Genomic DNA, 23,989 nt, shown 5'->3' on the forward strand with positions numbered 1-23,989 from the left:
CCGACATGCTCATCGCGAACATGTCGCCCCGCACCATGGCCAAGACCACCGATACCGGGTGGCTGTCGCACGCCCTGGTGGAGGACGAGGAAGAGTACGAGGTCATCGGGTACGACGCCGACCACAGCAAGCAGTTCTGGAGCTGGAGCCAGCCGGAGAAGGGGAACTTCGCCTTTCCCGTACACCTTCAGGCGGACGCCAAGTTCCACACGAAGGTCGTACCGCCGACGGGGAAAACCATCGCGATGGTGGACTGCGGGCACAGCGAGAACCACCCCTTCGTCGCGGACTCGGTGCTCCGTGTCGCCGACCTGGTGATCCTGCACATGTCTCCGACGGCCGGCGATTGGGAGCGGATCGTCGAGCCTGAGACCGCGAAGCCGTTCAAGGACATCCTGGCGAGCAGCGCCCCATTGAGGGCCACCGGGAGGAAGCCCGAGGCGTGGGTGCTGCTCAATCGCACCGTGGCGAACGCGTCGTCGACCGGCTACTACCGCGAGGAGATGATCAAGGAGGGGTACAACGTGTTCTCCACGGTCATCCCGCGCAGTGAGCGCTTCGGCGACTCCATCGGAGCCCCGGTGGAAGGGGCCGCCAAAACGGCGTTCGGCGCGCTTGTAACGGAGATGAAGAAGCTCGGTCTGCTGCCCGTTGATGACCAGGGGGTTGGCCGGTGAGTCCCACCCGGCAGCAGATTCGAGCACAGCGCGCCGCTGCGGCCGAGGCCCGACGGCAAGCCGAGACAGAAACGAAGACGGAGGGAAAAACTGCCGCGCCCGCCGCGCCGACCGTCCCGGCCCCGGCAGGAGAGAGCGTCCCGGCAACGCAGCCCACCGCGCCGGAGGACTCGTACCGGCCCCAGGCTTTCACCCCAGATCTGATCCCCGAGCCCATCGAGGTCAAGGCCGAAGGTGAGCTGTCGCCCCAGGAGGTCGACGACCTGGGCCACTGCGAAGCCGCATTCGCCAACGGCAACCGAGCCGAGTGGATGAAGTGGAAGGCCGCCCACGCCGTCCGTGACCGGCGCCTGCACCGCCAGGGCGGGCGTACATGGCCGGAGTACTGCCAGGACCGGTTCGCGGAGTCGGAGTCGGAGGTCAACCGACGCATTCAGCAGTGGCCCGTGCTCAAGGCCATCACGGAGCAGCAGGGCCGGCCCCGCGCGATCCCCGACTCCCACGTCCACCGGCTGCTGCCCATGGTCAAGCAGCACGGCCAGGACGTGACCGCCCGCGCGTACGTCGCGCTGCGGGTGTGGGCCGAGGAGCATCGTCACCGGGTCACGGCCGACGTGATCGACGGCCTGGTTGAGTTGGCACGGGCCGCCGAGCCGCCGGCGCTGACGACCTCGACCACCTTTCAACGGGCGATTGAGGCGAAGCCGAAGCCCAAGGCAACACGGCCCAGGAAGAAGACAGCAGCCCCGGCCGCAGCGGAGACAGCTCCGGCGGACGTGGAGACCGACTACCGGGAGCAGGCAGGCGCCGAGACCGGGAGTCACCCAAATTTGGGTGACTCGACGGGAGAGACCCCAGTCGACGGCGACGAGTCGGTGGTCGATGCGGAGATCGTGGACGATCAACGCCCGCATCGGGCGATCGAGACACGCGACTTGCTCCAGGGGATGCTGGCCGGGATCGAGGAGGGCGCCCTGCATGACGCGCCAGCCGAAGCGTTGAAGGACATCAGCACCGCGGCGACGGCCATCGCCTACGCGGTCGACGAGGTCCTCAAGGACCGGTAGGCGAGACCCAGCCACGTGGAGGGGGAGTCACCCAAATTTGGGTGACTCCCCCTCCACGTGGTTGCTACCACAGCTCAGCCACCTTCCTTATCCAGCTCTCGGCGCCGGGCGATGTCCTTCTCTACCGTCGTGAGAATCCGGAGCGGGCCGGCTGTTGACCGTGCGGAATCAGAGCGAATTTCCGCAGCTCAGTGCCGATGTCAGTGGCAGCTGCTCTCATTAGAGGTTGACGCGGGGAACGTCAACTGGGGAGGGGCGGCAGTGCCAGTCATCGGAAGCTACGAACGTCGCGACGGGACGGTGGTGTCGGCGCACTCGCGCTCGGCGCCAGGGTCTGGGCGTCAGCTCACGATCTTAGGAATCGCGGCGATCCTGCTCTGGGGAGCCGCTGAGGGCGGGATCCATGTGAAGGGCAAGGCGACCGCCCCGCCGAAGCCGGCAGTTACCGCGCCGGTGCACCCTGCGGGCGGTGCCCGGTGACTCGACGGCCGCCCGCCCGCAGATCCTCACGACGGCCGCGGAAGAAGTCGCGGCAGGATGCATCGGGCGGGCTGGTTCTGGTGGCCGGCCTGCTGGGCGTCGGTGCCGTCGTCGCCCTGATTCAGTGGCTCGTACTTCACTGGTGGGTCCTGGTGGTCCTCGGCGTCCTGGCCGCGCTGGGTGCAGCGTTCTGGCTGCACCAGAACCAGCAGCGGGCCGAGTGGGCGCGGGTCAAGGCGCAGGCCCTGCGCTTCAGCCTCCAGCAGATCGATGCGCTGCACTACGACGCCTTCGAGTACGCCGTCCGCGACCTGCTGATCCGGGACGGCTGCACGGCGGAGAAGAAGGGCGGCCGCGGCGACAACGGCTGTGACGTCCTCGGCATAGACCCGGCCGGCCGACGGTGGGTCGTGCAGTGCAAGCACCGCAAGCGCGGATGGGCCGGCGCCGCCGTGGGCGTCCCCGACCTCCAGGTCCTCAACGGGACGGCGCGCCAGATCCACAAGGCCGATGTGGTGGTGCTGGTGACCAACGGGCGGGTGACCTCCACCGCAGGCCCGTGGGCGAAGGGCCAGCAGATCCACCTGGTAGACCGGCATCTGCTGGGGGAGTGGGCGGCAGGTTCTCGTCCACTGTGGGAATTGCTGCCGCGGATCCCATCCCCGCGGCGTCCCATGCCCTACCGCACCCAGGGAGACAAGGGAGGATCAGCATGAGCACCGCGCAGCATGATGCGTACGGCCAGGAACTGGCCCGCATCAGCCACCACCAGAGCGAGGCCACGACGGCTCGGTTCACCGTCTTCCAGGCCCTGGCCGCCGTCGGGATCACGAACGAGCAGGCGGACGACATCGTGTCGAAGCTGGAGGCCGGGGCGGTGGCCGGCTCCCACACCTGGATCTCCGAGAGCAGCGCTCCGCACGGGTCTGAGCAGCGCTTCGAGGACGGCTGGTTCGCCGGCGTCCGCGACGTCGCCAGCTACCTGCTGCGTATCGCCGACACCACCGCCACCGCCCAGCGCGGGCGCGCCGCCTCCAGCGCCCAGCTGCTCGCCCACCTACAGCGGCCGGCCTCCCCCGCCCCGGCAGAGACCCCGGTGGAGGAACCGGCCCCGGCCCCAGCGCCGCCGCTGTACGCGCAGCGCGTCCTGGCGGTGGCAGAAGGGTTCGCGTGGGCCGTCGCCGCGCCGGGCGAGCGCCACTGGCCGGACGGCGCGGATTTCCTGGACGTCGCGCTGAGGGCGGTGCGCCCCGAGGAGCGCGAGGGATACATCGAGCGCCTGGAGGCGTTTGTGGAGCAGCACCGCGCCCGCCTGGAGGAGCTGCTGCGGGCGTACGGGCCGGGCAGCAGGCCCGCTTCGCACGGCCGGTACGCGCTGGTCGGGCAGCCGGAGACCCTGGCCATCCTGGAGCGGATGGAGACCAACCCGTTCGGTCTGCGCAGCGAGTGGCAGAAGGAGCTGGAGGACGTCTTCCTGGACGACCTTGAGTTCGCGTGGGGGCCGCGTATCCGCCTCAGCCGGTGAGCAGCCGGGAACGACAGCGGGCCCGGGCAGGGTGATCCTGTCCGGGCCCGCTGTCGTCGGCCAGCCGAAGGTCGAGCGTCTCCTGTGCGAAGTCGGCCGGGCTGGGCAGGGGCGGCGGCGGTGCGCCGTCCTGGCGGGCGGCGTCGTGGCCCGTCACCCCCAAGCGAACGCGCACGCGTCGTAGAGCCCGTGTCCGGCCAAAGCAGGAACGAGGGAACGCTGCCACAAGGTGACCGCTGTGGTGATCACGGCGCAGGCGGCCGCATGGGCGACGTTGGCGCTCCCGCCCAGAGTGTGTCCGGCTGCGAAATAGATCGTCGAAGCAGTGGTGGCGGCTCCCATCAGCCACCATCGCACCCACCGGCGAGCCATCCAGCTGCCACGCCGCTGCGCCGCGAGGAGGGCCAGCCATAGCGCCAGCAGCGGCCCGCGGAAGCCGAGTTCTTCCAGCGGCGCAGGGGCAATGAGCCCGTATCCGAACCGGATCAGGGTGGAGGTCTGTGCGACGGCGATGTCCCGCGGGTCCTCGGCGGAGGGGACGGACGTCAGGCTCGGAAGGTAGGGGAGGAGCTGCGCCACCGCCCACAAGGCCACCGCGGTGGCGAGCCCGACAGCTGCCCACCGCACTGCTTGACGCCTCGATGTCGGCCACAGTCCCAGGCCGTCGGCGAACCGCCCTGCGGCTGCCCGCACCGACGTGCTCCCTACGCAGACCGCCACGGCCATAGCGCTGAACCCTGTCGACACACCCACCCACGTGACGAACGTGCTGGGGCTTTCACCGTTCCACGGCACGAACCCGGGCACGAAGGTGAAGACGTCCCGCACCGCCTGTGCGGCCGTGAGAGCGGCGAGCCACATGAAGAGGCACACCAGGGCGCGGCCAGCTCGCTGGCCAGCTCGTTGAAGGTTGGAGGGTGGGTGGCGGCCCGTACGGCCGTCGATCATGCATTCCGTGCGGCGAGTATCCACCTGGCCCCCCAAAGACGTGTGATCACACAGCTTGCCGTAGGAACCGCGGGCCCCGCTCGGCGCGGGGCACTCGTCTACAGTCGACCGACGGAGCCCGAAGCCACCTCCTATGGCTTCGGGCTCCGACTTGTGTGACGCCGTCAGACGCGGGTGGGCGCGATGTAGTGCCGCGTGGCCACCATGAGGCCGAAGGCCAGGCTGAAGCCGGTCATGACGGAGCCGAGGACGACCGCCTTGGCGGGGGTGCCGGTGAGGGCGGTCTCATGGGTGATGACCTCCCCGGCGGCGTAGCAGGCGCCCCAGACGGCCAGCATGGCCACCGCGAGGATGATGACGCGGGCACCCTCGGGGAGCCACTGGGGCCCCTTGGGCGCGCTGGTCTTGGTCTTGACGTGCGCGAGGTGCACGGCCAGCGCCTGGTCCCGCGAGCCAGCGGGGAGGCTGGGCATCCGGCCGCAGGAGCAGGAGGCCCGGAACTGCGCCGCGCCTGCGGCGGTGGAAGCGTCCTCGTCGATGACAAGCTCGGGCAGGTGCCGGCCATCATCGATGGCGAAGCGATCCCTCCAACTGCCGAGCTCGTTGGTGGTCATCGGGCGCCCGCTTCCGTGAGCCCGAGGGTCTGGGCCGCCAGGGCCGTGCGGCGGGCGTGGGTCGCCTCCAGACGGTCGCGCAGCTGGGCGGCCTCATCTGCGGCGTCGATGATGTCGGGCGTGCTCACCGGAGGGTGGCCGGCGCCGACGATGTACTGCTCGTACACCTCGATGACGCGGTCGTTGCCAACGCCGCGCCGCATGGCGGGCGCATCCATCAATGCCGCGGCTGCGGACTCCCACGCATCGATGGCGGTGCGGGCCGCGTCAACGGCGACAACGTAGGTGTGATGGGCGGCGTGCCAGTTCGCCGCGGTGCTCAGCGCCTCCCAGCGGATCTCGACCTGATGCAGTGCACGGTCCCTGTCCCTCCGGGTCGCCTCCTCCTTCGCCGTGGCCTCGATGATGCGGTTGTAGGCGTACAGCGCCAGGTGCAGGCAGAACAGGCGGCCTTCTTCCTCGACGAGGCCCCGACCGTCGGGGTGCTGGGCGATGTAGCGCCTCAGCCCCTCCCCGACGGCCTGCTTGTCAGCTTCCGTGCCGTTCATGCCCTCGATGGCGATGGTCGTCAACTTGTCCTCCTGGTGGTGTCGTTGGTCGGGGTCGATGCCCCGGCACCGCAGGTCTGCGTAGACGGTTGGCCGGCTGATGCGGGCGGCCTCGGCAAGCGCGGAGATGGTGGTCTCCCCGGCGTTCCAGGCGGCTTCGAGCAGCTCGGCCCGGCGGCCAGGCGCGGACCAGGTCCGCAGCGCCGCCATTGCGTCGTCTCGTGTCGTCCTCACACACCGAGAGTGCTGTAAAGCTGTTTTACATGGCAAGTGGCTTTACAGTGCTTGGCTTGAAAACGCGTCACCGTGTCCCGTTCACCTCACGGAACCGCGGGCCTGGTCCACTCCAAGCCGCCGGGGGCTCTCAGCGCTATCGACGCGCGCTGCGGCCGCAGCCCTGAAGAACGCTCCCGCCCTGCATCGCGCCACCGGCACCGACCGCGTCATCGGCGCATACGAGCAGTACATCGTCGGCTCCGGCCATCCTCCGGGGAGCGGCTGGATGAGGGCGCCATGATGGCTGACAATATTATTTTCCCAGCTCGCCGCCACGTGATATTGGGGATCTTCTTGGACGCCGCCGCCCTGCAAAAGCTGCTCAGAACGCACCGCAGCCTTATCGCCCCTGAGGTACACGGCCTCCAGCGCCCCCAACGCCAGGGACGGCGAGCCGCCGGGCTCACCCAGCAGCAGATGGACGAACTCCTCAACCGCTCCGCCGGCACCTACGGGCGCCTCGAAACCGGCCGCTATAAGAACCCATCGATAGACCTGCTTCGCGATGTCGCCCTCACCCTTGCGCTCAACGAGCAAGAGTGGACCGCCCTGTGCCGCTACGCACGGGGCGAGGACCCGCCGTCCACCCTTCGCCCCCGCTCAGGCCAGGTCGTACCCGGCTGGTTCGACGTGATCCATGGCATATCCCACATGGCGTACATAACCGACCCCTCCTACGACCTGGTCTGCCACAACGAGACGTTCGCCGGCCTGTTTCCGGACACAGGCCCCCCGGCGAACATGCTCCGCTGGATGCTCCTCGACGACAAGGCCCGTGGAACCCTCCCCAACCCCGACATCCCAGGTGACCACGGCATACCAGGCGCCCTCACCGGCTGGCGCGACATATGGGCCCCCTACCTCCTGCCGCAGCTCAGCGCGGCCCGCGCCCTCATGCCCGACGACCCGGTCCTCGCCGCGATCGAGCACGACGTCCGCGCCGACCCGCGCACCGGCCCCCTCTACGCCACCGGCTGCGCCACCCAGGTCCACCCGGACGGCCATGTACGGCCCCTCCTCCACCCCACCCTTGGCCCGGGCTGGGTGGCCATCTGCGCGGCAGAGCCCCTGTCGTCACCGAACTTCCGCGTCATGATCGTCCCCTTCTACCCGGGACAAACCCGAGGTCGGCACCTCGCCAGCACCGCGCTCACGTTGACCACCTGACCCCGGGGCGGCGAGGAGTTGCAAGGCGCACTATCACGTTGCTGATGCTTGGCGGAAGGGGTTTTTGAGGGAGATTTTTTCCGGTGAAAAAGCTCTAGCGGTAGTCCTGTGAAGTTTCGTGAATCCTGATCACTTGACCGCCGCCCGGGTGGCGCAAACAGGAAGACGCAGCGGCTTTAAACACCGCAAAGCGCGGGTTCGAATCCCGTCCCGGGCTCTACAGCCCCATCAACCGCTGATCACCTGGGAGGCGATCACCCTCATGAGCAGGTGTCGGGAAGGCGCCCCCCAATGCCGGTGCCACCAGCGCAGTCAACAATTCCAGGGTGACTCCGGCCGTACTGACTTGGCCCCTCCCGCCGTTCGGCGGGAGGGGCCAAGGGGACAACTACCAGGCGCAGCGGCGGGGTCAGCGGTTGTCACGGTTCGGCGGCAACCGCGTCGGCATGTCCTCGACTCGCGCGACGCACCGGAACCCGGTGTCGTCGTCGGACATGGTGATGTCTGCGTCGTTGTACATGCTCGGCTCGCCCCTGAACATCGGGGTCGTCCAGGCGCCCCCCTTGAGCTCGTAGCGGCCCTTTGTGGTCTCGGTGGCACACCATTCCCAGACGTTGCCGACGAGGTCGTAGACGCCGTATTCGGAGACGCCGGAGTGGTAGCGCGAGACGCTGCTGGTCGTGCCGAGGCCGGACTCCTTCACATTGGCCTTCGAGGGAGTGCGCTGAGTCCCCCACGGCCAGGGACTGCCGGTGGTCCCCCGGGCTGCCTTCTCCCATTGCAGCGCCGTGGGAAGCTCCTTGCGGGCCCACCGCGCGTAGTTGGCAGCCTGCTCGTGGCTGATCCAGACCACCGGGTGGTCGTACAGCTCACGTGGGCAAGGCCCCTGCTCCCAGTGACGTGGCGTGGTGCTGCCGGTCGCCGAGCAGTAACGCTGATAGTCCGCGTTGGTCACCGGGTGAGCGTCGATCCAGTATCCGTCGAGCCAGGTGGGCTCGCCGTCCTGGCCCGCCAAGAAGATGCCGGCCGGGATGTGCGCCATCAGCTTGCCGTCGCGGGGGTGGCGGACGTACTGCCCGATGGGGTGGCTCAGTGCCTCCTCCACATCGACCACCACCTGGCGGGGGACATCGGCCGGCGAGAGCAGCGCGATGAAGCGGGCCTGCACCTCGGGGCCGGCCGTTTCGAGCGCGCTGTCCAAGCTGGCCTGATTCGCCATACGCGGTACGACCGCCGCGCCGCCCTGTTCCCACTTCACGACCATGCGATCGCTCACGAGCAGCTGGGCGGCGAAGTCGACGATGGGCAGCCTCATCGCCTGCCTGAGCGCTGCGGCCTCCCGGCCGGTCCACTGCGTCACAACTGGCATGCCCGCGTCCCTTGGTCGTTCATCTCAACTCCGGTTCAAAAGCACCCGCTACAGCTTCTCGCCCTCGATAGCGACGTAGCGCTCGTGCAGCTCGGTGAGCACCGCGTCATCCGTGTCGAAGGTGTGGTCGTCAATGGTCTCGATGGGTCGTACACCGATGGATGTGTTGGTGGCGAAGGCGGCCCGCATCTGGGGCAGATCGGCCCGGGTGACCGGTGCGGTGTCCGTCCGGGGATGGGCCTCTTGCAGCAAGCGCATGGTCACTCCCGGCAGCACGGGCGCCTCCGGCCACACGACCGTCCCGTCAGCCCTGACGAAGCCGATGTTCCACGTGCCGCCTTCGCTGATCCGGCCGTCCCTTTCGACGAAGAGAGCATCGTCCGCACCGGACCGCTGCGCGATGCGCCGCAGCCGCAGTTGGGAGAAAAGCCCGATGTGCTTGACCTCTGGGGTGTCACGGGAGAACTCAAACGAGCGCACCGAGCGGAGCGGGGGCGGGGGCATGGCACCGGCCGGGCGCATTGTCACGAGCAGTTGCGGATTCGCGTCGCTTCCGGGGTGTCCCATCTCCAGGTGGGGGTCGAAGCACGTGATGCGGATAACGGCCGGACCGGCCGTCGCGCCGACGGCGTGCCGTACGTACTCGATGGTGCGCTCAGGGTCGAGCTCGGTATCGAAGAGCGCCCGGCAGTCACGACGCAGGCGCTCCAGATGGAGGGAGAGCCCTCGTACCCGCTGGTTCTCGTCCATCCTCATGCTCGTGAAGTGCCCGTAGTTCACAAGGGCCAGGGTCTGCAGGTCGCTCGGTGTAACGGCAACCCCATTGATTTCAGCCATCATGGCCACAAGTCTTGCACCCCCGCTCCGGGATAACAGCCTGCTCACCGGCCAAAGTTCAGTACAAGTTCGGTGCTGCAGCAGCATTAAGTCATTCCGCTTGGTAACGACACGAGGAACCCTGGAGTACTGGCGAAAAACACCGGGGGATTTCATGTCACTTCACGACACAGACGGCGTGACGCCGCTCACACGCAAGTGGGCGGCGTCGCATCGGTCGATGGAGTCGACCCCTCAGGACGCTCCAGCCTGGATCTACCCAGGCGCACGCGTCTACGACGAAGTCCGCGACCTGTACGGCGAAGTGACAGCTCTGGGATTTCCCGGCCATGACCCGCGCCAGTACCACCGCGCCTGGGTACGGCCGCACGGCGGCGGGACCGAGTGGAACCCGTTCTTCGACGACCTACGCCCCGACCCGGACACCACTGCCGTCAGGAGGACGAAATGATCAGACCGCTCTCTCTGGCCGACGACGACTACACCGGCGCGGATCTGGCCGAGGTGCACTGCCGCATGCGTGAACTCCTGGCCGCGCTGGACGCGGTCACGGAGGGCCAGGCCGGCGCCGCCGGCGAGTGGACACCGAGCAGCGGCGGGCCCGCCGCGCAGCTCGACGAAGCCCAGCGGGTGCTCGATCAGCTCTACGCCGCTCTGCGTGGTGTCCGCACTGCGGTGTCCAATGCCGATGCGGCTGCACAGGCGGCGTTCCTGGAGCGCACAGGATCCGTCGCCAGCGGGGTGCCCGAGTACCTCGTGCAGTAGCCCGTGGCAGGTCGGCTCACCACTGACCCGTCACAGCAGGACCCCGGCGCGAGTGTCTGCCCAACATCCAGCCACGCGCCGGGTCCTGGCCCGCCACACCAGCGGGCCGACCAAGAAGAACGCCCCCCGGCGCATGTCTGCCCAACACCGACCGGCGCCGGGGGGTTTCCTGAAAGGCCCAGCATGCGAAGCGACTCAGACGCTCACGCCGGACCGCAAGCGGTCCAGGCGCGTCAGTGCCGCCCGCAGCATGTCGGACACGTCCTCTCCCCCCACACGCACCACGCTGACGACCTGCTCACCGAGCCATACCGAGCTCGTCCGGTCCTCCACCCGTTGCCAGCACGCATACGCCCGGCGCAGCGCCTCCTGATACGCGGTGCGGTTCTGCCCCGCCCAGCCGCGGGCGGCCGCCACATACGCCTCGCAAGCCCCAGCTGCGTCCCCCGCCTGCAACAGCGCAACCCCGTACAGCTCCCGCGCCTGAAGCGCATAGGGGTGCGTCCGGCCGTGTTCGTCGGCCGCCTGCTGGCACAGGCTCTCGGCGAGCGCCGCTGCAACGGCGCTCCGGCCGGCCTGGCACGCGGCGACGATGACGTCCCGCTGGGCCTGGTAGTCCTCCGGCACGGTGCGCGCGACCGGGTCGTCCGCACGCTGCGATGCCTGAGCTGCGTCCTCCACGCGGCCGTCGCTGTGCACCACCAGGCGCCACAGCGTTCCGTCCGGCTCGGAGGCATCCGCCCGCAGAGGCCGGCCATCGTCCGCCATCTCCGCCACTACCCGCAGTGCTGCCGCTCGGGCCTGCACCGCGCTCCGTCCCGGCTCGGAGGCAAGGCGCGCTCCGTCCACCCAGGCGTCGCCGTCGTCGGTCACCGCGATCTTCACCACTCGTTGCACGGTCATCCCCGCACCCCCTCACGCTCGTTGGGCTGGACAGCGCCCATTTCCTATCTCACCACGCGAGTCCGACAATCTGGCTCGATGCCGGTCCGGGCCAATACCCGCAGGCAGGGTGGCCAGTTGATGCGGGTGATGTCTTCTGAAATCTCTGGTGCGACACGCCGCCCAGGGTTTCTTGACAACCACAGATCGTAATAGGGTCATTGATTGTCTGTACGCATGGAGGGAGGAGTATCTGTGACTAACGCCCGACGCCCGAGTTTCCCGCACCGCGTCACGCTGGACCTGACATCAGATCAGTTCAGGGCGCTCACCGATGGCACAGACGCGACCGGGGGGTCCATGGCCGACTACCTGCGAGCCCTGATCGAGCTGCATCGCTCGGACGAGACGCTGGCTCACCGCACTCAGGATCAGCTGCGGATAGTGCGCGCCAACCGGCGCCGCACCCGCCGCGCCCACCAACAGGAGACTGCCGCATGAGCCCGTAAATGCTACTGGGCCCCCGGCACCACCCGGAGACCCAGTAGCGAAGCTGACCGCACACCTTGCGTGTCTACCCAACGCCTTCAACGTTCGAGACTTTGCGCTTGTCGCCTCACCAGCGACGCGGTGCGTTGTCTGCCCAACAGCTTGAGGATACCCATGCACCTCTCCGCTGCCGAGACGGCGGCCTCATTTGCCCGAATTATCTCCGCTCTGGAGCAGTCGGGCTCACGCTCCGCATACGTGAAACAGCATAAGGCTATGTTCCAGTGCCCCGCGCACGAAGACGGAACTCCCAGCCTCGCGATCGACTACAAGCCCGCCGACCGCAAAACTGTTCTGCACTGCCATGGCTACTGCCCTCCCGAGGACGTCGTCGCCGCTCTGGGCATGACCATGGCCGACCTCTTCGACGACCCCATGCCCGAGGAGAAGAAGACCTTCCGCCGGATTCCTCGCGCCCGCGGTACGGGCACGAAGCCGAAGGCAGCCCCGAAGAAGAAGGCACCGAAGAAGCCAACCTGCACCGGGCGGTTCGCTGAGGTAGCCCGCTACGCGTACCCGACCGTCGAAGGTGAGCTCGTCGGCCACAAGGTTAGGCGCGAATGCACCGGCTGCGCGGTCTGCCGCGCCAACGACGCCAAGCCCGCCAAGCGGATCGTCTGGAACCGCACCAAGGCCGACGGTTCAGGCACCGAATGGGCGATGCCCGAAAACCCCCCGCTCTACCGCGCACCCGAGCTGGCCGCCGCACCCAAGGGATCCACGGTTTACCTGGGGGAGGGCGAACGCGTCGTCGAGGCCGCCGAGGCCCTCGGCCTGCTGGGCACCACCAAGCCCGGCTCCGGATCCTCGCGCTGGGATCCGGACCACACCCCGCTGCTCGCAGGCCAGCACGTCGTGATCCTGGCCGACCGCGACACGGCCGGCTACAAGTCGGCGCGTGAGGCGCGTGACGCGCTGCTGGCCGACGCCGCCTCCGTCACCGTGCTCCAGACGCCCGTCGAGATCAAAGGCGCGGACCTCGTCGAGCACTGCGCAGCCGGCCTGGGGGTGGAGGACCTGGTCCCCGTCCCGGAGCTGGACGATGCCGAGATCATCACCCACCCCACAGCTCAGGACACCGAGCACCAGGCCGCCGCGGCCGCCGACAGCCTCAGTGAGGGCGAGCCGATCCCTGGCGACAAGGGGCAGCCCAACCGGCGCGACGAGTACGCCATCCGGCACGGGGAGATCGTGAAGGTCACCCGCCGTCCGGCCGGGGAAGACGAGGATGGTCGCCCGCAGTTCGACGTCACCTTCGACACCGTCCTCGGCTGCTCCGCGACGATCATCCGCGTCGAGACCCGCGACCTGGGCGAAGCCTCGACCGACAAGCCGGGCAAGGCAGCTGGCCCCAGTGCGGATGCCGACGAGGACCAGGCGCTCGCCGATGTCGAAGATCCGCAGCCGACCACCGGCTACGTTCTGCAGCTCGTCCACCCCAAGCGGCTCGACCAGCCCGCCCTGATGCGGGTCACCCGCAAGGCGTTCGACGAGGGCTCGTGGCTGCACGATCTTCCGTGGACCGACGTCTACTACCGCCCGGCCACGCGAACGAACACGGCACAGCTCGCGACCGCGATCCGGTCGGTGTCTCCTGACTCCATCCGCATCCCGGTGTACGCCGCGACCGGATGGCGCCGCACCGACGCCGGATGGATGTACGTCCACGCCGACGGCGGTATCACCACCGCCGGGCACGTCCCGCTGCGCACCCGGTTCCCCGGTCGCCTGTCGTTGATGGGCCTGCCCGCCCCGACCACCGACCCCGACCGGATCCGCGCCGCCGTCGAGGACTCGCTCTCCATCCCGGCCCACACGCCCGAGTTCGCCACCGTTGCCATGATGGGGCTCCTTTTCCGCGCGCCGTTCGGCCGGTGCCCCTCCTCGATCTGCCTGTTCGGCCTGCCCGGGTCCGGCAAGACCGGTGTGGGCACCCTGGTGCTGCGCCACTTCGCTCCCGACCTCGACCGCAACGAGTCGCTGCTGTCGATCAGCGACACCGGCTCCACCCAGCTGGGCACCACCGAAGTCCTCTACCGGATGAAAGACGCGCTTGTCATGGGCGACGACAGCGCCCCTGACAAGTCCGTCAAGGACGCCTCCGTGCGCACCTCGCGCATGGGTCGCACCCAGTACAACGGGGAAGGCCGCGTCCGGATGAAGCAGGTCGACGGCGAGCTGGAGCTGGACGACCAGCGCGGCCCCCGCGGCTCCCTCATCCAGACCAGCGAGGTGCTCGCCTCGACCGAGTCCGCCCAGCAGCGCATGCTGACCATCCAGATGTCGCGCGCCGAAATCGACATCGACGAACTGGCCCGGATGTCCGCCCCGGAGTTCGCTGCCAACTGCGCGCTGCTGATGTCCTCCTACATCCAGTGGATCGCGGCCAGCTACGAGCAGCACACCGTCACCGTCCGCAAGCTCGCCAACGACTACGCCAGCCAGCTGCGCCTCTACGCCGGAGACCGCCCCGCCGAGCACCTCGGCCAGTTCGCTACCGGCTGGCACATGCTGCTGCGCTACCTCGTCGAGACCGGCGTAGCCACACCCGAGGAGACCGCGGGCTGGTGGGCAACCGCCTGGAACGCCCTCCTCGATGCCTGCGACCGCGAGCGCAATTTGTTGGAGAACGCGACCATGCACAGGAGACTGCTCGGCTATCTCGCCACCGCCCTCAACGGCAGGCACGCCCACCTCGTCGGCCCTGACGGGAAGTGCCCTGCCGCCCAGGACACCGCCCTGCGCTACGGGTGGAGCGTGTTGGACAACTCCGCCGAAGACCCCGCCAACCCTGGCCGTCCCGTTCTGCGGGCCGGCGGTGTCCAGCTGGGCGTCGTCACCACCGTCAAGGGCCCTGACGGGCAGCCGCAGGAGCGTCTGTGGCTCGACCACCAGCAGGCCACCCGCATTGCCCTGCGGATGGCCGCAGAGCTGCAAGAAAGCTTCACCGTCACCTCCAACGTGCTCACCGAGGCACTGCGCCAGGCAGGGGTGATCGCCGTGGAGTTCGAGACGGCGAAGAACGGGCGGTGGGTCAAGGCGCGCCGGCCGATGCCCGGCGGCCGCCGCCGGGTGTGGGACATGCCTGCCAGCGCCCTGGACGAGGGTTCCGACGGTGACGACCCCGGACAGAGCGCCGGGCCCGCGCGGCCGCCGGCCCCGCCCGCCCCGCAGGCCGACCCGCTCTTCGATCTCTCCGCCCTGACCACCACCCCGGCCTCGGCGGCCGCCGAGGAGCCGACCGTCCCGGCCGCGCAGGCCGAGCCCGTGCAGACCGAGCTGCCCGCCGAGCAGTCCGCGCCGCAGGCACCCGCCGCAGCTCCTGCACCTGTGCCGCACGCCGTCTCCACCACGGTGGACGACGCGCACCCCACCGCCGACGCGCCCACGTCGCAGGCCGACGAGATGCACGCCCAGGAGCCGGACGACGGCCCGGCCCCGGACGAGGACGACGAGCGGGAGCCGGCCATCACGACGCCGTGGCGGGCGGCCGTGGCTGTGGCCGACGTTGACGGCCTGCACCTTCCCGACGGAGAGGTGGCGCCGCTCCCGCCGCTGTCCGAACTGCACGCGGGCCGCTTCGCGCAGCTCGTCGACGAGCTGGGCCTGGGGCACGGCGGGGCCGCCCGCGGATCCGGCGCCTCCGCCAAGCACCGCCCGGACGACGGCCAGATCTACATCACCACCGCCCTCGCCGAAGCCCTCCAGCTGCCGATCCCCGAAGACGGCCCGGCCGACGAGCGCCGCGCCTATCTCGCCGAGCACCTCGCCCACCCGTTCCTCGCCCGCGCCCAGGCCGAGGGCTGGACCGTCAACCGCTGGGGTACACCGCTGCGGATCTGGCGCGAGCGCCCGGACGGTGGTCACAACATCTCGGCGCAGCTCGTGATCGTGCCGCATGCGCTCCCCTTCGGTGACCGCTTCCTGGAGGACGACCCCACCCCCGCGCTCCTCGCCCAGCGCGTGCAGCAGCTGGCCGACACCATCGGCGTCACCTACCGCCGTTCCGCTGGCGCTACCGGTCACGAGCTGCTCCAGGCGCTGCGCCCCAAGTCCGGCCGCCGCGCCGATCCGCTGGTCCGCACGGAGACTCCGAAGGTCCTGATGGAGCGCCGGAACCTCTACGTCGCCAAGGTCTGGGACCGCCAGCCCACGAAGGAGGAGCTCAAGCGCCGCTACGTCCTGGCCTTCGACACCCGCGCCTCGTACCTGCCCGTGTGCAGCTCCCTGGCAGTCGGCCGCGGCGCCGTCGAACACCGCACGGGCGACGTCGAGTTCGACCCGAAGATCCCCGGCATGTGGCTGGCCAAGATGCCCGCCTGGGACAACTGGATGACCTTCGACCCGTTCGGCCCCCGCCCGGCCGACGGCGAGATGCGGCTGTACGCCACGCCCACCCTCGCCTACGCACAGAAGGACCTGGGCGCCGACATCGAGGTCGCCGAGGCATGGGTCTGGCCGGACCACTACCGGATGCTGGAGCCCTGGTACCGGCAGCTTTCCACCGCCCGCAAGACCCTCGCCCCCACCGCCGACGAGACCGTCACCGCCACCCTCAAGGACTGCTACACCCACTCCATCGGCCTGTTCAACAGCGACCACCTGCGCGGTAACCCGAAGACCGGCACGCCGGACGCCGTCACCTTCATGCCGTACGTGCAGCAGGCCGCCATGGCCGCCCAGCAGGCCAACCTCACCCGCGCGATCGTCCGCGTCGGCAAGGAAGCCGGCCTCTGGCCGATCGCGGCCAAGACCGACTGTCTCTTCTACGTCGTCGATGACCCCGACTTCACCACCGCCGTGCCGGGCCTGAAGATGGAAGACAAGTTGGGGCATTTCAAGCCCGAGGGGGCCGCGCTCGCCGAGGACATCTTCGCCAAGCTCCGCCCCGGCAAGGGGTGGTTCCCGACCGCCAGCGCCTTCACCGCTCCTGAGGACTGGAGGGCCGTCTGATGGCAGCCAAGAATCAGGGCGAGGTGTTCTGGCGCGCGTGGATCGGTGACGTGCCCAGGTCCCTGCGTGAGCAGGTGCGCCTGCTCGGCGGCGTCACCGAGGCCGCCCGCGTGGTCGGCCGGGCACCCAGCACCGTCCGTGCTTGGATCCGCAAGGAGGAGGCCGCCATCCCGAAGACGGCCACCGATGCGGTCAGGGAGTACGGCGGCGTCAAGGAGGCCGCCCGCGCAGCCGGCGTGAAGCCGCGCACCCTCCAGGGGTGGCTGCGCAAGGAGCGTCGGGGCGAGGAGATCGGCAAGCGCCAGGCAGCGCACATCGCCAAGCTGACGGACAAGGCCGCCTCGAAGCACGAGGTCGAGAAGAAGCCCAAGGGCGCCCAGGCCCAGCTGCGGGACAAGGTCATCAGCTCACCCACCGCCCGCCAGCAGGCCATGAGCTCCCGGCGCGCTGCCCGCATCTCCCACAGCGGCGCGCACCTGTCGATCAGCGCGAAGGTCAAGGTCGACACCGGCCGCCGTGGTGACGAGCGCTGGAGGGAGATCAACCTGAATTTCCGCGACGACGTCATGGCCGAGCCCACCCAGGCGTTCCTGAGCGGCAACGACCAGGCGACGGCCGACAAGCTCTCCGACGCGTTCGGCCAGCACTACGCGCCCGGTACCGGCTGGAACTTCGAGGAATTCAGGGGCATGCAGATCAAGGAGTTCGGCGCCGGATCCGGCGGCACGTTCCCCAGCTGACCAACACGGAAAGGGCCGGGCCCGGATCACGTGATCCGGGCCCGGCCCTTCGATGTGCCGCGATCAGGCGAGGTGATCGAACTCCCCGGCCCTGGCGCCGGCGAGGAACGCCGTCATCTCCGCCGGCGTGAACATGAGCGGTTCCCGGTCGGGGTGCTTGCTATCGCGCAGCGCCACCCAACCCCGCGGGGCCGCAGCGAGTTCGACACAGGCCCCTTGGTCACTGCTCGCGCTCGCCTTGATCCATGTCAGCGAGTCAAAATCGACGGTGGGCGGGGTCGGGTTGTCCATGGCTACTACTCCTTTGCGGCGAGGCTGTTCAAGAGCGCCGCGGATTCTGGGATATCGAGCGCACCCGCTTTGAGGCGATCGAAGGTGTGCGTCAGAGCGTGAACCTGCTTGGCACGCTCCAGGAAGCTGTTGCCGGCGGGCGAGTCCACGTACCCGATCTGCGGGTCGGAGTGCCCGAAATCCAAGATCGTGAACGAGCCTCGAAGGCCGGGGTGATACGCCTTGTCGACCGGATACACCTGGATAGTGATGTTCGGGCGCTCTGCCGCAGCTGCGAGCGCGGCGATCTGCTCGCGCATCACGTCACGCCCGCCGATGGGGCGCCGTAGCGCGAACTCGTCGATCACCGCCCAGAGCTCCAGGGGATTGGCGCCGTCCGTCAGCCGAGCCTGCCGCTTCATGCGTACGTCGACCAGGCGGTCAACATCGGACGAGCCGGTGAAGAGAGCCCGTGCGTAGTCCGGGGTCTGCACCAGCCCCGGTACCAGGCCCAATTCCCATGCCTGCACCTGTCGAGCGTCGTATTCGAGGCCGCCGTAGACGCCCAGGCCGGACGGCAGGACTTCCTCGTACTGGTCCTGTTCCCACCAGCCGCTTTCGCTGGCTGCGCGTCGGATCGCGTGCAGCTTGGCGCGCTCGTCGGAATCGGTGACGCCGTAGAGGTTGAGGAGGCGGTCCATCTCCATCGCCTTGAGGAGGCCCAGCCCCTTTTCGCTGCGGCTGATCTTGGAGGTGGAGCACTCCAACTCGGTGGCCGCGTCGGCCTGGTCCAGTTGTGCACGCTCCCGCAGGCGCCTCAGCTCTCCGCCCAGGCGCCGCCGTCGGACGGTCGGCCCGTTCGCGTCGCTCATCGGCCCCCCTCTCCGCCGTCGCTTCCTTGATGGATTTGCGCGCTGCAAGTCTGCCCTATCGCTTTGCTGCCGGTCAGCCACCCCGTCACCCCTTCCAGACACCACCCAATACGGGTGAGATTCCACCTTGTACTTGTCTCATGGGATTGCATAGCGCACTCTAATGAGGTCCGCGCTACGGGATGTAGTGATCCAGTGGCCCGCTGTTGACTCCGGGCCGCGCGGTGAGGAGCTTCTATGGCAGCGAAGACCCGCGAGTACCGGTTAGCCGACCTTCCAGAGCTTGCTCGGCTCCAGGGAGACGCCTGCATCGTGTGTGGGCAAAGGCGCGGCCGCGGCGGCCCGTTGACGCCGGCCGGCACCGTACGGACGGTGGCGCCGTCAGGCCAGACGATCACCTGGAACGTGCGGGTGTGCCCCGCCCACAAGGAGGCCCGGTGAACCACCATGACCGCGCCCTCAATTGGGCCGTGGAAGCCGGCGCAGACGAAGCCGAGGTACGCACGGCGTGGGTCACCGGCCGGGCCGCAGAGGTGCCGATAGGGCGCCTCTGGCACGTGTTCCGGGTGACCGTGCCGATCGGTCAGGCCATGATCGATTCACTGAGCGAGCGCGGCACGACGCTAGGCCCGGTGCTCTTTTGCCCCGCCCGAGCCGCGATCGAGTTCCTGACACCGTGCGGACACCGCCAGGTGCAGCCGCAGCCCACGGTCCGGCTGGCCACCACCGGACACATCCGGTGGCCGGCCCCGGACGTGACGGTGCCGACCGGCCGCCACGCCGTCTGCGGCCGCTCATGGATCGTGCCGCCGCTGATCACCGTGCCCCGGCACACACCGCTCCCGGACCTCTACCGGGCAGCGCAGGCATCGGTCCGCGACCACGCCGCGGCCGCCGAGGACCTCATGGACAAGGCGGTGTTCGGCCGTGCTGCGACCCGGTGAATGCCCACGCTGCGATGAGCTACGCGAGCGTCTGGCCCAGGCCCGGAACCCGGAGACCGCCCCACACAGCCCAGCCGCCGTTCAGATCGATGTGGCCCTGCATGCCAATGCCCACCCCACACCAGGCACCCCAGCCCCTGCCGCCACCCCGTGAAATGGCGGCAGGCAGGCATCCCCTGAGCGCCACGCGCCGGGATGCCCAGTTGTCCCCCAGCCCTTCCCCCAGGGCTGGGGGACAACTGACAGGTGGAGGGCCCAGGCCGGGCGCTCCAGGCCCTCCACCCCACCAACAACCAGCCACCGAAGGACCAGACGTGACCTCTCAGCAGTACACCCAGGACGGGCTACCCGTGCCGTACATTGCCCGCTGGAGTCTGGAGCGGTCCGTGACACCGAGGCTGGTCGTCCGCCGTCTCCCCGGAGGGCCGCGGCTCGCGTTCACCGCCGAGCAGGAGACGCTGTACGACCGCGACGAGCACGGCGCGCTGTGGGTCCGTCAGCCCCTGGCACGCGGCAAGGGGCGCGCCCGGCTCGACACCGTCCACGCCATGCGCCAGCGCCGGGCCATCCTCCACAGTCTGTGCCAGATGTGCCGAGCTTCCGCCGTGCTCCAAGGCCACAATCGAGCGCTCTACCTCCTGCCCGCGGCCCACGGGCCGATCGGCGAGGGGAGCATCACCGCCGCCCCGCCCGTGTGCAGCCAATGCGCACCCCGCGCAGTGGAATACTGCCCGCGCCTGCGGCAGGGATGGACGGCCGTGTGGGCGGAGTACGCCCCCATCTGGGGCGTGGCGGGCGCCATCTACGACCCCCGCACCCTCCACCCGCTGCCACACCCGGACGGGCAGAAACTGACGCCCATCGAATACGGCGAGCCCCGCATCCGTTGGACGCTCGCTCACCGCCAGGTCATCCAGCTGCACGGCGTCACCCCAGTGCACGACCTGTACAACCTCGCCGCGTAGACCAAGGCCCCTGTCGTCGTCCATGCGAGCGTCGGCCCCACGGGGCCGACCACAGTCGGCGCGTCCACCCGTAACTCTCGTATCGGGGCGTCGTTTCCTTCATGAGGCCAGCTGCTTCTGCACACACGACCTCCGGCTCATGCCGTACCTCCCGATCAGTGGAGGGGCATGAGCCGTTTTCGTTGGTTCAAACTCTCCCCTCTGCGCGTTGCGGAACTCTAGTATCGTTTTCTCGTAATACCCCTTTGCCCGGCCGCAGCCTCCTGGAGTTCCGATGATCCGCGCCGGACGCCAGCACCTCGTCCGCACCATCGCCGACCTCGCCGCCGGCCGTCGCCTCAGCAAAGGCACCTTCAGCAACAGACAGCTGCACCGTGCCCCCGGCCATCCTCGACCGATCAGCTCCGAGCACGCGAAAGTCCTGCTCTGGGACGGCGCCCAAACCGATGCCTACAACGCCGGCACCCCGATCCCCAGCCTCCCGGAGCTGGACGACGACAGCGATCTCCTCGACCGCAACGAAGCCGCCACCACAGTAGGGGTCAAGCCCTCCTCCTGGGATACGTACAAGGCCGCTCCCTCCCTCGCCAGCCGCATGGTCCGCGTCAAGGGAGTTGAGCACTGGCCCCGCGGCACCATCCTGGCCTGGAAGGCCGCCCGCCCCGGCTACGCAGCCGGCACCAGCCGCCCCAAGGGCGCTGGCGACCTCGTCCCCCGCGACATGATGCACACCCGTACCGCTCCACTGCTCGACGCAGACCCGGCAGTCACCGGAAAAGCCGTCGCGGAGGCCCTGGGCGTCCACCTACAGACCGCCCAGACCGCCCTCGGGCAACTGCGCGCCCAGCGCATCGCCGAGCGCCTACGAGACCGTCCAGGCCGTTCAGCCGTGGACGTCGCTACGGAGCTCGGGTACCCGGCCAAGGCTGTACGCAGGGCCGTAACCCTCGCCGAGGCATACCACCGCGCCCACAACATCCGGCCCTACCTCGCGTCAGTCACCCAAGCACTGACCGCAGCCGGCATCACTCCTGGGGAGCCGGCCGTACGCGTCGGAGACGACGGCCAGGCGTGCGTCAGCCTGACTCTTGGACCTGACACGGCGGTCGCCGCCCTGGTCTGGCATGAGCAGTACGGCTGGTTCACCAGCCCCAGCCGCCGCCACCCCATCCCCAGTAAGGCCGCCGGGCGACCGCCAGCCGGCGAAGGGATCCGCTACCTCGGGCAAAGCGTCACACCCCAGGCCGAGGAGATCGCGGCAGCAGTTCTCGACCGCCGCAAGGGCACCAACTACCCCCGCACTGAAGGTGGGTGTTCACACACCTGACCAGCACACACACGAAAGGCCCCGACCTCTGGCAGTTGCCGGGGCGGGGCCTTTCCCAGGTGGCTATCCGAGCCAGATGATGTCCAGGACGGACAGGTGGCGCAGGGCGCGGTTGGCGAAGTAGATCACCGAGAGCTGGCCGACGGACGCGATCCGCACGTCCTCGCCCTCCGGGTCGCTGACGTCCCACTGCGGGTAGCCCCACGGAGCGCCGGCCGCCGCGTCCAGGACGTCCCAGACCATCTGCTCAGCACGCTCGGGCAGCACGCCGAGCACCTTCGCAGCCTGGGCGGAGAGGCGGACCGCATACGGCTGATGCCCAGTCACCGGCGCCTGCTCCTGATCTCCTCCAAGTCCACGAATCCCGAGTCGTCCTTGCCGGAGGCGAGGAACGCGTCGACCGCCGGGGCGGATGCCAGGCGGGCCTGCCAGACCTGGACGACCTCGTACAGCCCGGCGAGGGAGAACGACCTGCGGGACTCCTCCAGCGCGGCCGTCCACTCCTGCTCGAAGGCCGGCACCCACCGGTCCGCACGCCGGTCGGCGCGCAGCTGGGCGAGGAGTTCGGCCGGAGCTCCCGGCGCGGGGGCGTACGGGGCGACGGGGACGTGGTCAGGCTGCGCGCTCATCTGGTCCTCCCAGCGGGTCGTACCGCCACGGTACGCGTGCCGGGTGGCCATGGACGCGGGCATGAGCGGATCCCTTCTACCGGGTGCGCAGGCTGCGGGCGACGGCCTGTGCGTGCTGACGCATCGGGAGATCCTGCCGATTCCAGGTGCCTGCAACATAGTTGAGGAGCTCGGCCGTCGCGCGCTCCGCGTCGCTGGGGTCACTGATGAGGAGCTGTTCCGCGGCGGCGGCGACGGCAGCGGCCGGGGTGTCCGGCGCCTGCTCGCCACTGGCGTTGCTGCCGAGTCCCAGCACCAGGAGGTGACGGACGCCGCCCCGGGTCTGGATGGTGATGGTGTCCTCGCGCGGGGAATCAGGGGTCGCGACCACAAAGTGCGGGGCGTTCAGGATCGCTGCGGCGAGGGACTCGGTGAGCACCGGACCGGGCAGCAAGTCGTCGTCCGTCGGCTCCGCATCCAGCAGCGTGAGAGTGCCGTTGAGACCGGTCACAGTGGTGAACCGAACGGTGTCCTCTCCGAGTTCGGCGTCGGCAGCAACGATGTGCGGGCTGCCCAGCAACGCGTCGGCGATGCGGACTGCGTCGCGGTCGATGGCCGGGGATTCGATGCTCACTAAACTACCTCTTTCAGTAATCCAGGGTCATTGATTTCAACTCTGAGAGTCCCATACCGCGGGCATCGCCGTCCTGAAAATAGGCATCCTTAACCCTTCAGCGATGATCCCGCGCATTTCCTGACAGCTGACCCGATGGCGCGGTCGAGAACAGGCATCGCGCGTATTCCGCAGGGAGGTCCACGGTGAGTCGTCGGAACTGTCCGTCATTGGTCGCGCCGACCGCTGCGACGTAACTCGAACCAGGTGGCCCTCATCTCCACCGAGATCCCTCCCGTAGCGGCAACGCGGTGCGGACGACGGGCCGTTCCTCAGCGTGGCCTACAGCCGGTAGGCCAGTAGGCCACCCCCAAATTACGCCTCTGACCAGCACAAACACCACCTCACCCCACCCCTGGCCTACCGGCCTACCACCCGTCAAAAAGGCCCCCATACACCCACACCAACGAGCCCACACCAACTCACCACCACCCCGCACGAAAGCCGACTCAGGGCGAAAGCCTCATCTGATTTCAAATCATCAGGTCTCAGACATAACGCGTTGGGTGGATCCGTAGAGGGTTCAGCTGAGGCCGGCGCCCGCGGAGTTGCCCCCTGAGGCACTGAACTGGGGGCCCAACTCTTACTGGCCTACAGCCGGTAGGCCAGTAGGCCACCCCCAAATTACGCCTCTGACCAGCACAAACACCACCTCACCCCACCCCTGGCCTACCGGCCTACCACCCGTCAAAAAGGCCCCCATACACCCACACCAACGAGCCCACACCAACTCACCACCACCCCGCACCATCTGACCCCACCAGCCGCTGGCCCGCCGTCACAACCGGCCACCAGTCGGCGCCAGTTCACAAAGGCCCGTAAGCCGTCAACCACGCTTCATCCTGCCGGACCAGAGAATGCGCGCACCCCCTCACACTCCCTGAAAGAATTCCCCAATCCGCGAAGCGGATTGGGGAATTGAAAACCTGCCGC

At 68.9% G+C, this 23,989-nt stretch carries 25 protein-coding genes and 1 tRNA gene; 14 read left to right on the forward strand and 12 right to left on the reverse strand.

Features of this window, described 5'->3' with window-relative positions; translation table 11 throughout:
* The first annotated feature begins 5 nt into the window (after positions 1-5).
* The 4 genes from ACQP17_RS35275 (at position 6) to ACQP17_RS35290 (ending at position 3,749) form a co-directional block, all read left to right on the forward strand.
* Positions 6-677: a ParA family protein gene (locus ACQP17_RS35275; RefSeq protein ID WP_433860305.1), complete on the forward strand. Its 672-nt coding sequence runs from the start codon at positions 6-8 to the stop codon at positions 675-677.
* A complete protein-coding gene (locus tag ACQP17_RS35280; RefSeq protein ID WP_433860306.1) occupies positions 674-1,744 on the forward strand; it encodes a hypothetical protein in 1,071 nt (356 codons plus the stop codon). Before ACQP17_RS35275 ends, ACQP17_RS35280 begins: the two co-directional genes overlap by 4 nt.
* A 560-nt stretch (positions 1,745-2,304) precedes the next feature.
* The gene (locus tag ACQP17_RS35285; protein WP_433860307.1) at positions 2,305-2,940 is read left to right on the forward strand and encodes a restriction endonuclease; all 636 of its coding nucleotides are present in this window, start codon (positions 2,305-2,307) and stop codon (positions 2,938-2,940) included.
* The gene (locus tag ACQP17_RS35290; RefSeq protein WP_433860308.1) at positions 2,937-3,749 is read left to right on the forward strand and encodes a hypothetical protein; all 813 of its coding nucleotides are present in this window, start codon (positions 2,937-2,939) and stop codon (positions 3,747-3,749) included. The genes ACQP17_RS35285 and ACQP17_RS35290 overlap by 4 nt, the downstream gene beginning before the upstream one ends.
* On the opposite strand, the gene ACQP17_RS35295 is transcribed toward ACQP17_RS35290, so the two are convergent.
* From ACQP17_RS35295 to ACQP17_RS35310, 4 genes are all read right to left on the reverse strand, one after another.
* Complete coding sequence (locus ACQP17_RS35295; RefSeq protein ID WP_433860309.1) at positions 3,739-3,924, reverse strand: hypothetical protein; 186 nt, start codon at positions 3,922-3,924, stop codon at positions 3,739-3,741. The two genes, ACQP17_RS35290 and ACQP17_RS35295, sit on opposite strands and share 11 nt — an antisense overlap.
* Positions 3,903-4,610 (reverse strand): CPBP family glutamic-type intramembrane protease, encoded by a 708-nt coding sequence (locus ACQP17_RS35300; protein WP_433860310.1) that lies wholly within the window; start codon positions 4,608-4,610, stop codon positions 3,903-3,905. Before ACQP17_RS35300 ends, ACQP17_RS35295 begins: the two co-directional genes overlap by 22 nt.
* Positions 4,611-4,861: 251 nt before the next feature.
* The gene (locus tag ACQP17_RS35305) at positions 4,862-5,311 is read right to left on the reverse strand and encodes a hypothetical protein (protein WP_433860311.1); all 450 of its coding nucleotides are present in this window, start codon (positions 5,309-5,311) and stop codon (positions 4,862-4,864) included.
* A complete protein-coding gene (locus ACQP17_RS35310) occupies positions 5,308-6,093 on the reverse strand; it encodes a hypothetical protein (protein WP_433860312.1) in 786 nt (261 codons plus the stop codon). The genes ACQP17_RS35305 and ACQP17_RS35310 overlap by 4 nt, the downstream gene beginning before the upstream one ends.
* A gap of 279 nt (positions 6,094-6,372) precedes the next feature.
* Here ACQP17_RS35310 and ACQP17_RS35315 point away from each other — a divergent pair, with 279 nt between their 5' ends.
* Together ACQP17_RS35315 and ACQP17_RS35320 are read left to right on the forward strand one after the other, a co-directional pair.
* Positions 6,373-7,302, forward strand: coding sequence for a helix-turn-helix domain-containing protein (locus tag ACQP17_RS35315; protein WP_433860313.1), 930 nt, complete (start codon positions 6,373-6,375; stop codon positions 7,300-7,302).
* Positions 7,303-7,444: 142 nt separating this feature from the next.
* Positions 7,445-7,519, forward strand: a tRNA-Leu gene (locus ACQP17_RS35320).
* A gap of 192 nt (positions 7,520-7,711) precedes the next feature.
* On the opposite strand, the gene ACQP17_RS35325 is transcribed toward ACQP17_RS35320, so the two are convergent.
* The gene (locus ACQP17_RS35325) at positions 7,712-8,671 is read right to left on the reverse strand and encodes an SUMF1/EgtB/PvdO family nonheme iron enzyme (RefSeq protein ID WP_433860314.1); all 960 of its coding nucleotides are present in this window, start codon (positions 8,669-8,671) and stop codon (positions 7,712-7,714) included.
* A gap of 48 nt (positions 8,672-8,719) precedes the next feature.
* Positions 8,720-9,511 (reverse strand): aminotransferase class IV family protein, encoded by a 792-nt coding sequence (locus ACQP17_RS35330; protein WP_433860315.1) that lies wholly within the window; start codon positions 9,509-9,511, stop codon positions 8,720-8,722.
* Between the two features lie 217 nt (positions 9,512-9,728).
* Here ACQP17_RS35330 and ACQP17_RS35335 point away from each other — a divergent pair, with 217 nt between their 5' ends.
* The gene (locus ACQP17_RS35335) at positions 9,729-9,959 is read left to right on the forward strand and encodes a hypothetical protein (protein ID WP_433860316.1); all 231 of its coding nucleotides are present in this window, start codon (positions 9,729-9,731) and stop codon (positions 9,957-9,959) included.
* A complete protein-coding gene (locus tag ACQP17_RS35340; protein WP_433860317.1) occupies positions 9,956-10,273 on the forward strand; it encodes a hypothetical protein in 318 nt (105 codons plus the stop codon). Before ACQP17_RS35335 ends, ACQP17_RS35340 begins: the two co-directional genes overlap by 4 nt.
* 195 nt (positions 10,274-10,468) lie before the next feature.
* On the opposite strand, the gene ACQP17_RS35345 is transcribed toward ACQP17_RS35340, so the two are convergent.
* Positions 10,469-11,176, reverse strand: a complete 708-nt coding sequence (locus tag ACQP17_RS35345; protein ID WP_433860318.1) for a hypothetical protein — start codon at positions 11,174-11,176, stop codon at positions 10,469-10,471.
* Between the two features lie 339 nt (positions 11,177-11,515).
* Here ACQP17_RS35345 and ACQP17_RS35350 point away from each other — a divergent pair, with 339 nt between their 5' ends.
* The 3 genes from ACQP17_RS35350 to ACQP17_RS35360 all read left to right on the forward strand — a co-directional run bounded on the left by ACQP17_RS35350 (position 11,516) and on the right by ACQP17_RS35360 (position 17,397).
* Positions 11,516-11,656 (forward strand): hypothetical protein, encoded by a 141-nt coding sequence (locus tag ACQP17_RS35350; RefSeq protein WP_433860319.1) that lies wholly within the window; start codon positions 11,516-11,518, stop codon positions 11,654-11,656.
* A gap of 264 nt (positions 11,657-11,920) precedes the next feature.
* Positions 11,921-16,657, forward strand: a complete 4,737-nt coding sequence (locus ACQP17_RS35355; RefSeq protein WP_433860320.1) for a hypothetical protein — start codon at positions 11,921-11,923, stop codon at positions 16,655-16,657.
* Positions 16,657-17,397, forward strand: a complete 741-nt coding sequence (locus tag ACQP17_RS35360) for a hypothetical protein (protein WP_433860321.1) — start codon at positions 16,657-16,659, stop codon at positions 17,395-17,397. Before ACQP17_RS35355 ends, ACQP17_RS35360 begins: the two co-directional genes overlap by 1 nt.
* Positions 17,398-17,460: 63 nt before the next feature.
* Here the strand turns inward: ACQP17_RS35360 and ACQP17_RS35365 are convergent, their stop codons facing one another.
* Both ACQP17_RS35365 and ACQP17_RS35370 read right to left on the reverse strand, forming a co-directional pair.
* Positions 17,461-17,688, reverse strand: coding sequence for a DUF397 domain-containing protein (locus tag ACQP17_RS35365; RefSeq protein ID WP_433860322.1), 228 nt, complete (start codon positions 17,686-17,688; stop codon positions 17,461-17,463).
* A gap of 5 nt (positions 17,689-17,693) precedes the next feature.
* The gene (locus tag ACQP17_RS35370) at positions 17,694-18,539 is read right to left on the reverse strand and encodes a DUF5753 domain-containing protein (protein ID WP_433860323.1); all 846 of its coding nucleotides are present in this window, start codon (positions 18,537-18,539) and stop codon (positions 17,694-17,696) included.
* Between the two features lie 437 nt (positions 18,540-18,976).
* On the opposite strand from ACQP17_RS35370, the gene ACQP17_RS35375 reads away from it, so the two are divergent.
* The 3 genes from ACQP17_RS35375 to ACQP17_RS35385 all read left to right on the forward strand — a co-directional run bounded on the left by ACQP17_RS35375 (position 18,977) and on the right by ACQP17_RS35385 (position 21,775).
* Entirely contained in the window at positions 18,977-19,483 is a 507-nt protein-coding gene (locus ACQP17_RS35375) for a hypothetical protein (RefSeq protein WP_433860324.1), read from the forward strand.
* A gap of 314 nt (positions 19,484-19,797) precedes the next feature.
* A complete protein-coding gene (locus tag ACQP17_RS35380) occupies positions 19,798-20,448 on the forward strand; it encodes a hypothetical protein (protein WP_433860325.1) in 651 nt (216 codons plus the stop codon).
* Positions 20,449-20,722: 274 nt separating this feature from the next.
* Positions 20,723-21,775 (forward strand): DUF6292 family protein, encoded by a 1,053-nt coding sequence (locus ACQP17_RS35385; RefSeq protein ID WP_433860326.1) that lies wholly within the window; start codon positions 20,723-20,725, stop codon positions 21,773-21,775.
* Between the two features lie 63 nt (positions 21,776-21,838).
* Here the strand turns inward: ACQP17_RS35385 and ACQP17_RS35390 are convergent, their stop codons facing one another.
* From ACQP17_RS35390 to ACQP17_RS35400, 3 genes are all read right to left on the reverse strand, one after another.
* Positions 21,839-22,102, reverse strand: coding sequence for a hypothetical protein (locus ACQP17_RS35390; protein ID WP_433860327.1), 264 nt, complete (start codon positions 22,100-22,102; stop codon positions 21,839-21,841).
* The gene (locus ACQP17_RS35395; RefSeq protein ID WP_433860329.1) at positions 22,099-22,404 is read right to left on the reverse strand and encodes a DUF6247 family protein; all 306 of its coding nucleotides are present in this window, start codon (positions 22,402-22,404) and stop codon (positions 22,099-22,101) included. Before ACQP17_RS35395 ends, ACQP17_RS35390 begins: the two co-directional genes overlap by 4 nt.
* 76 nt (positions 22,405-22,480) lie before the next feature.
* The gene (locus tag ACQP17_RS35400) at positions 22,481-23,017 is read right to left on the reverse strand and encodes a hypothetical protein (protein ID WP_433860328.1); all 537 of its coding nucleotides are present in this window, start codon (positions 23,015-23,017) and stop codon (positions 22,481-22,483) included.
* Positions 23,018-23,989: the final 972 nt, after the last annotated feature.

Origin of the sequence: Streptomyces kronopolitis (genome assembly GCF_050953795.1) — a bacterium.
In the GTDB taxonomy this organism is placed as follows: domain Bacteria; phylum Actinomycetota; class Actinomycetes; order Streptomycetales; family Streptomycetaceae; genus Streptomyces; species Streptomyces kronopolitis_A.